Here is a 7698-nt window from a genome sequence, read left to right on the forward strand (position 1 = left end):
AGCGTAGCGTGAGGACTGCCTAATTGGTAATCATCAATAGAAGGAATGCCCAAAATATGGGCGTCATGATTGGTTCTATAGCACTCGATGCGCCGGTTCTGTTGGCTCCCATGTCGGGAATCAGCGATTTGCCGTTTCGACGCCTCGTCAAGCGTTTCGGGGCAGGGTTGGTCGTGTCTGAAATGATTGCATCGGAGTCCCTCGCGCGGGGTCATAAGACCACGCTAGCGATGGCGCAAACCGAAAGCGACGAGCAACCGGCCGCCGTTCAACTCGCCGGGTGCGACCCCGCGATCATGGCGGAAGCGGCACGGGTGAACGAGGGCAATGGGGCTGCGATCATCGATATCAATATGGGCTGCCCGGTAAAAAAGGTCGTGAACGGGCAGGCGGGCTCGGCGCTGATGCGCGATGAGGCTAAGGCGCTGGCGATTATCGAGGCCGTGGTAAAGGCGGTTTCCATCCCGGTAACGCTCAAAATGCGCTTAGGTTGGGATTGGGACGCCCTAAATGCGCCGTCCTTGGCGAAAAAGGCGGAGGCGGCGGGCATTCGGATGATTACCGTCCACGGGCGCACCCGCATGCAATTCTACACGGGCAGCGCCGATTGGACCCGCGTGCGCGCCACGGTTTCGGCGGTTTCCGTTCCGGTGATCGTCAATGGCGATATTCAATCCTTGGCCGATGCGCGCGCGGCGCTGGACCAATCGGGGGCGGCGGGCGTGATGATCGGGCGCGGGTGTTGCGGGCGGCCCTGGTTTGCCGGGCAGGTCGCGGCCTATCTTGCGCGCGGCGAAAGACTGCCCGATCCAAGTTTACATGAGAAAGCACTGATTTTGCAGGAACATTTCGAAGCTGTGTTAGGGCATTACGGCGTCGAACAGGGGCTTCGAATCGCCCGAAAACATCTGGCTTGGTATGGCGAGGCGCTCGTCGCCGTCGATGATCCGGCGCTCACCGAGTTTCGCGCGATCGTCAATCGGGCCACTCAGCCGGAGCCGGTGATTGCGGCGATGGCACCGCTGTTTGCGGCAGCGGCGATGCGGGGGATGGCGGCATGACGAGCGCCCCCCAGGTCTCCCGTCGCGCGACGCAAAAAGCCCTCATCCGGTAGAAGAGCATATTCTTATCAATGCCTTACCGTATGTTATCATCATTCTCGATGAGAATAATCAAATCCGCCTACTGAACATCAGCGCGGAACAGTTTCTCGGCGTTTCCTCGGCGCAAGCCTGGGCGGAGTGCTGACCGATTATCTCGCCGGCGACAGCCCGCTTCTGTCCTTGGTTTCGCTCTGCCGGGGCAAGGGGCGGAGTGTTGCCGAACATGCGGTTCTGCTCGAAGGCCCGCGCCTTCCCGCGCGGCGGGTAACGGTCGATGTAACGCCGGTGATCGAGCGGCCCGGCACGTTGCTGATTGCCGTGCGCGAGCAGACGATTGCCTCCAAAATCGATCAGCAAATGTCCAGCCGGGGCGCGGCGCGCTCGGTGACGGCGATGGCGGCGATGCTGGCCCATGAGGTAAAAAATCCGCTCAGCGGCATTCGCGGCGCGGCGCAATTGCTGGAAACGGCGGCCTCGCCCGACGATCAAATGCTCACTCGCCTGATCGTCGATGAGGTCGACCGCATCAAGGCGCTGGTCAACCGTATGGAGGTTTTCTCCGATAGCCGGGCCTTGCAGCGCGAGCCGGTGAATATCCATCAGGTTCTGGACCACGTCCGCAAACTGGCGCAATCGGGCTTTGCGCGCGATCATCGCTTTATCGAGCTTTACGATCCGTCGCTGCCGCCGGTCTATGGCAACCGCGACCTGCTGGTGCAGGTTTTTCTGAACCTCGTGAAGAACGCCGCCGAGGCAACGCTCGCGCCAGGCGGGGAAATTACGCTGAAAACCGCCTATCAGCACGGGGTCCGTCTGGAAGTGCCGGGTGCAAAGACGCGGGTTCACCTTCCTTTGGTTGTAACCGTGCAGGATAATGGCGAGGGGATTCCCGATGATCTTCAGCCGCACCTGTTTGATGCCTTTGTCACGACGAAGACAAATGGTTCCGGCCTGGGACTTGCATTGGTTGCTAAGATTATCGGCGATCACGGCGGCGTGGTGGAAGTAGACAGCCAACCGAGGCGCACTAGCTTCCGGGTTTATCTGCCGATGGTGCCGAACCGCTAAGGCGGCTGCGTGAGGGAATGACATGAGGGGCGACGTATGACAGGCAGCACCATTCTGGTCGCAGACGATGATCGCGCTATTCGAACGGTGCTCACCCAGGCCCTCACCCGGCTGGGGCATGAAGTCCGCACGACGGCGACGGCATCGACCCTGTGGTCTTGGGTGGAGGCCGGCGAGGGCGATTTGGTGATTACCGACGTAATCATGCCCGATGCCAATGGACTCGATCTGGTGCCGCGCATTCGGCGGCTGCGGCCAAATCTGCGCGTGATCGTAATGAGCGCGCAGAACACGCTGATGACGGCGGTTAAAGCCACCGAGGTCGGCGCGTTCGATTACCTGCCCAAACCCTTTGATCTCAACGAGTTCATGCGGGTTGTGCAGCGGGCGCTGACCGTGCAGGGCGAAAGCTCCACGCCGCCCACCGATCTGGTGGAGGGTGAAGAGCAACTGCCGCTCATCGGTCGGTCGCCCGCGATGCAGGAAATCTATCGGGTGCTCGCGCGCCTGATGGGCACCGATCTGACCGTGATGATTACCGGCGAAAGCGGCACGGGGAAGGAATTGGTCGCCCGCGCGCTGCACGATTACGGCAAGCGCCGGGGCGGGCCGTTCGTGGCGGTCAATATGGCCGCCATTCCGCGCGAATTGATCGAGTCCGACCTATTCGGGCACGAGAAGGGCGCGTTCACTGGGGCGCACAGCCGCTCGGTTGGGCGGTTCGAGCAGGCCCAGGGCGGCACGCTGTTTCTCGATGAAATCGGCGATATGCCGCTCGAAGCGCAAACCCGGCTGCTGCGCGTGTTGCAGGAAGGCGAATATACCACTGTCGGCGGGCGCACGGCGATCAAGGCCGATGTGCGCATCGTCGCGGCGACCCACCGCGATTTGCGCCAGCTCATCCGGCTTGGGCAGTTCCGCGAGGATTTGTTCTACCGCCTGAACGTGGTCCCCATCCGGTTGCCGCCACTGCGGGAGCGCAGCGAGGATGTGCCCGCCTTGGCGCGGCATTTCCTCAAAATCGCTGCGAACGAGGGACTGCCGCAAAAGTCGCTCAGTCAAGCGGCGCTCGACCGGCTGCGCGCGCATCGCTGGCCGGGCAATGTGCGCGAGCTTGAAAATATGATGCGGCGCTTTGCGGCGCTCTATAGCCAAGAGGTGATTGGTCTCGATGTCATCGAGCAGGAATTGGCCGATAGCGCGCCAGAACCCGCTCAGGACCGCGCCCCGGAAAGCGACAATCTCAGCGGGGCCGTGGAACGCCATTTGAAGGATTATTTCGCCGCCCATAAGGATCAGCTTCCCGCCGCCGGTCTTTATGATCGGGTATTGCGCGAGGTGGAGCGACCGCTGTTGCTGCTGACCCTGGCAGCGACCCGGGGCAATCAGATCAAAGCGGCGGAACTTCTGGGGCTCAACCGCAATACCCTGCGCAAGAAAATTCGGGAATTGGACATTCAGGTCATGCGCGGGATAAGATAGGGGCTTGAACCGGGGGGCTCGTTAACGCATCCCGGATGTGGTGAGGAGCGCCGGTGACGGATCTGGACCGGGGGGGGCTCCCCTCCGAACGACCGATACAGCGGTCGCAGGCAGAGATAGGCCAAGCCCAAACGGGGAAGCCCGGCGGGCTCGGCTCCTGGTTGCAGCGCCGCGCCGATTCGCGCGGGTTGGGCCGCAAGGTCATTCTGCTGCTCGTTGTGCTGATGACCTTGTCGGGCATCGCCACTTATGCCGCCTTAACGGGAGCCGGGCCGTTCGTCTCGGTCGGGCGCGGCTGGACGACGTGGCTGCTGGTGCTCGATCTCGTGCTGCTGCTCGCGCTCGCTACCGTTATCGTGCGGCGGCTGGTGGAGCTTTGGACCGAGCGGCGGCGCGGGCTCGCGGGCTCGCGGCTGCATGTGCGTCTGGTGATGCTGTTCGGCGCGGTTACGATTGCGCCGACGATTTTGGTCGCCGTATTTTCGGTGGTGTTTCTCAACCTCTCGGTCGATGGCTGGTTTTCCGAGCGGGTGCGGAGCGCTTTGGATGGCTCGAAGGCCATCGCCGCCGCCTATCTTCAGGAACATAATCTGGCGATCAAAGGCGACATCCTCTCGATGGCGGTCGATCTAGACCGGGAAGCGCCGCGCTTTTTCTCCGATCCGGTCTGGTTCCGCGATTTGGTGGTGACGCAAGCCGGGCTGCGGAACCTATCGGAAGCGGTTGTATTGGGGCGCGATGGTCAGATTCTCGCGCGGGCTGGGCTGACGTTCCGACTGGAGTTCGAGCCGATTCCCGCCTGGGCGCTCGATCAAGCCCGGCGCGGCGAGGCCGCCGTGATGACCAATACCGACGACGACCGCGTGCGCGCGCTGATCCGGCTCGAAGGGTTTGATGGCTATCTCTACGTCGGCCGCCCGGTCGATCCGCGCGTGATTTCCTACGTTCAGGAAACCGCCAATGCGGTTGATGCCTATGAGGCTTTGGAGGGGGAGCGCTCGCAGATTCAAGCCACCTTCGGGCTGGTCTATCTTGCGCTGGCGCTGCTGCTACTGGTATTGGCGGCCTCCATCGGGCTTGCGGTTGCCACCAATCTGGTCAAGCCGATCTCGGTGATTATCGCCGCCGCTGAACGGATTCGCGCGGGCGATTTTTCGGCGCGCGTGCCCGATATGCCGGGCGATGATGAGTTGGGCTCGCTGGCCCGCGCCTTTAACCGCATGAGCCGCGAGGTGGATCAACAGCGCCACGCCTTGCTTGCCACCAATAGCCAGTTGGACGAGCGCCGCCGCTTTATCGAAGCCGTGCTGGCGGGGGTGTCGGCGGGGGTATTGGGGCTCGATCCCGACGGCCATCTGACGATGGGCAATCGGTCGGCGGGCGTCTTACTGGGCATCGATCTTGCGCCCCAGACCGGCCAGCCGCTCGCGGCGCTCATCCCCGAAATGCTGCCGCTGTTCGAAACCGCCCGCGCCCGCGCCGATAGCCGCGCCGATGGTCAGGTGAAAATCAATCGGGACGGGCGCGCGCAAACCCTACTGGTGCGGGTGACGGCGGAAGTTTTGGCGGGCGGACAAACCCAGGGCTATGTCGTGACCTTCGACGATATCACCGAGCTTCTCGCCGCCCAGCGCACCGCCGCCTGGGCCGATGTAGCGCGGCGCATCGCCCATGAAATCAAGAACCCGCTGACGCCGATCCAGCTTTCGGCAGAACGATTAAAGCGTAAATATCTCAAAGAGATAACCAGCGATCCTGAGACGTTTACCCTCTGCACCGATACTATCGTGCGGCAAGTCGGCGATATCGGGCGGATGGTCGATGAATTCTCCGCCTTCGCCCGTATGCCGCAGCCGGTGATGAAACCGGAGGATTTGCCGCAGGTGTTGCGCGAAGTCATGATGCTGCAACGCTCGGCCCGGCCTAACATTCATTTCGAGCTGAAGTTGCCGGAGACGGTGGAAACCGTGCGCTGCGACGGGCGGCAAATCCGGCAGGCGGTGATGAATCTGGTCCAGAACGCCATCGATGCCATCGACGGGCGCGAGGCCGAACCTTCAACACTGCCACCGGGGCGAATCAGTGTGGCCTTGGTGCAAGATGCGCTCGCAACCAAAACTGCTTGTCACGGATAATGGTAAGGGGTTACCGACAGAGCAGCGTGAGCGCCTGACCGAGCCCTATGTGACGACGCGGGCCAAGGGAACCGGCTTAGGGCTTGCTATTGTCGCCAAGATTATGGAAGACCACGGGGGAGAGATTCGTTTGACCGATGCTCCGGTACGTCCCGATACTGTGGCTGGCGCACGCGGGGCAGAGATTGCCCTCATCTTGCCACGAAAAGGCGAAACTCTCCCAACCGCCGACGCAACAACCAACGGCGGGGTAGCGGAAGGAACCTATGGCGCATGAAATTCTAGTTGTCGACGATGAGGCGGATATCCGCACTCTGGTCGCCGACATCCTGAAAGACGAGGGGTTTAGTGTGCGGGTCGCGGGATCGAGCGATCAGGCGCTCGAAGCTGTGCGCACGCGCCAACCCCATTTGGTTCTCCTCGATATCTGGTTGCAGGGCAGTCAACTCGACGGTTTGCAAATTCTTGAAAAGATCCAAATCGATCACCCCGGCCTACCCGTGGTGATGATGAGTGGGCATGGGACGATTGAAACGGCGGTCGGCGCGATCAAGCAGGGCGCCTATGACTTCGTCGAAAAACCCTTCAAGTCCGACCATTTGCTGCACGTCATCGACCGCGCCATCGAAGCCGCCAAACTGCGTCGGGAAGTGGCGGACCTTAAGTCGCGCACCACGGTCGAATATGATCTAACGGGCGCCTCTGCCGTCATCGCCACCGTTCGGCAGGCGATTGAAAAAGTCGCGCCAACCAATAGCCGCGTGCTGATTACCGGCGCGGCGGGAACCGGGAAGGAAGTTGTGGCGCGGGCGCTGCACGCCCAGTCGCGCCGGGCCTCCGGCCCGTTTGTCGGCGTCAACTGCGCCATCATGCACCCGGACCGGATCGAGCAGGAACTGTTCGGCACCGATGATAACGACGGCCCCCGCCGGGTAGGGTTGTTCGAGCAGGCCCACGGCGGCACGCTGCTGCTGGATGAAGTGGCGGATATGCCGCTCGCCACCCAAGGCAAAATCGTGCGGGCGTTGCAGGAGCAAACCTTCGAGCGCGTCGGCGGTCGGTCGAAGGTGGAAGTGGACGTGCGCGTTATCGCCTCCAGCAACCGCGATCTTGCCACCGAAATGGCTGAAGGTCGGTTTCGGGAAGATCTTTATTACCGGCTGAATGTGGTTCCCATCCGCATTCCCAGCCTGAAGGAGCGGACCGAGGATATCCCCGATCTGGTGCGCTACTTCGTCCGCCGCGCGACCGAAATCAACGGCCTGCCGCCGCGCGAGATTGGCGAAGACGCGCTGGCCTCGCTTCAGGCCTATGATTGGCCGGGCAATATTCGCGAGTTGCGCAATACCGTCGAGCGGCTGCTGATTATGGCCCCCGGCGATGCCCGCGCGCCGATCCGCGCCGATATGCTGCCGCCGGAAATCAGCGCCAAGGCCCCGGCGGTGCTGGCCTGGGACAAGGGCGGCGAGATCATGTCCTTGCCGCTGCGCGACGCGCGCGAAGTGTTCGAGCGTGATTATCTGTTGGCGCAGGTCAACCGTTTCGGCGGCAATATCAGCCGCACCGCATCCTTCGTTGGCATGGAGCGTTCGGCGCTGCACCGTAAGCTGAAGTCGCTGGGCGTCAATGGCACCGACCGGAAACTGTGAGTGCTCTGATATGCCGCACCCTCTAGCGGGGCGCGGAAGATTGTCCTACATATAAGGATCGTGTGTGTGACGCTATCGGGGCGCTGGTGCCGATAGCGTCTTGGTTTCTTTGGCAATGGCCCAAAAGCAAGAAGGAATGCCGTAATGAGCTCCGAAAAATCCCAGAATGTCCAGGATGTCTTCCTGAACTATATTCGCAAACAGAAAATCCCGGTAACCGTGTTCCTCGTGAATGGCGTAAAGCTTCAGGGCATCGTAACC

The 7698-nt window shown here is 61.9% G+C and carries 7 protein-coding genes; all 7 read left to right on the top strand.

The features are described from left to right. Window positions 1–56: 56 nt before the first annotated feature. On the top strand, window positions 57–1061 hold the full coding sequence (gene dusB, locus VZ95_RS08705) for a tRNA dihydrouridine synthase DusB (RefSeq protein ID WP_045775505.1): 1005 nt from the start codon (window positions 57–59) through the stop codon (window positions 1059–1061). A 180-nt stretch (window positions 1062–1241) separates the two neighbouring features. Beyond that, entirely contained in the window at window positions 1242–2171 is a 930-nt protein-coding gene (locus VZ95_RS08710) for a two-component system sensor histidine kinase NtrB (protein WP_332308046.1), read from the top strand. Between the two features lie 36 nt (window positions 2172–2207). Continuing rightward, window positions 2208–3653 (top strand): nitrogen regulation protein NR(I), encoded by a 1446-nt coding sequence (gene ntrC, locus VZ95_RS08715; RefSeq protein WP_045775506.1) that lies wholly within the window; start codon window positions 2208–2210, stop codon window positions 3651–3653. Window positions 3654–3706: 53 nt separating this feature from the next. Next, window positions 3707–5788, top strand: coding sequence for a sensor histidine kinase NtrY-like (locus tag VZ95_RS08720; protein ID WP_156995174.1), 2082 nt, complete (start codon window positions 3707–3709; stop codon window positions 5786–5788). Then, window positions 5754–6065: an ATP-binding protein gene (locus VZ95_RS29225; protein ID WP_198148177.1), complete on the top strand. Its 312-nt coding sequence runs from the start codon at window positions 5754–5756 to the stop codon at window positions 6063–6065. Before VZ95_RS08720 ends, VZ95_RS29225 begins: the two co-directional genes overlap by 35 nt. After that, entirely contained in the window at window positions 6055–7437 is a 1383-nt protein-coding gene (gene ntrX / locus VZ95_RS08725) for a nitrogen assimilation response regulator NtrX (RefSeq protein ID WP_045775507.1), read from the top strand. Before VZ95_RS29225 ends, ntrX begins: the two co-directional genes overlap by 11 nt. 144 nt (window positions 7438–7581) lie before the next feature. Beyond that, window positions 7582–7698: RNA chaperone Hfq (locus tag VZ95_RS22905; protein WP_198148178.1), on the top strand; the 117-nt coding region annotated here is incomplete at its 3' end.

The organism is Elstera litoralis (genome assembly GCF_000963705.1).
GTDB lineage: Bacteria > Pseudomonadota > Alphaproteobacteria > Elsterales > Elsteraceae > Elstera > Elstera litoralis.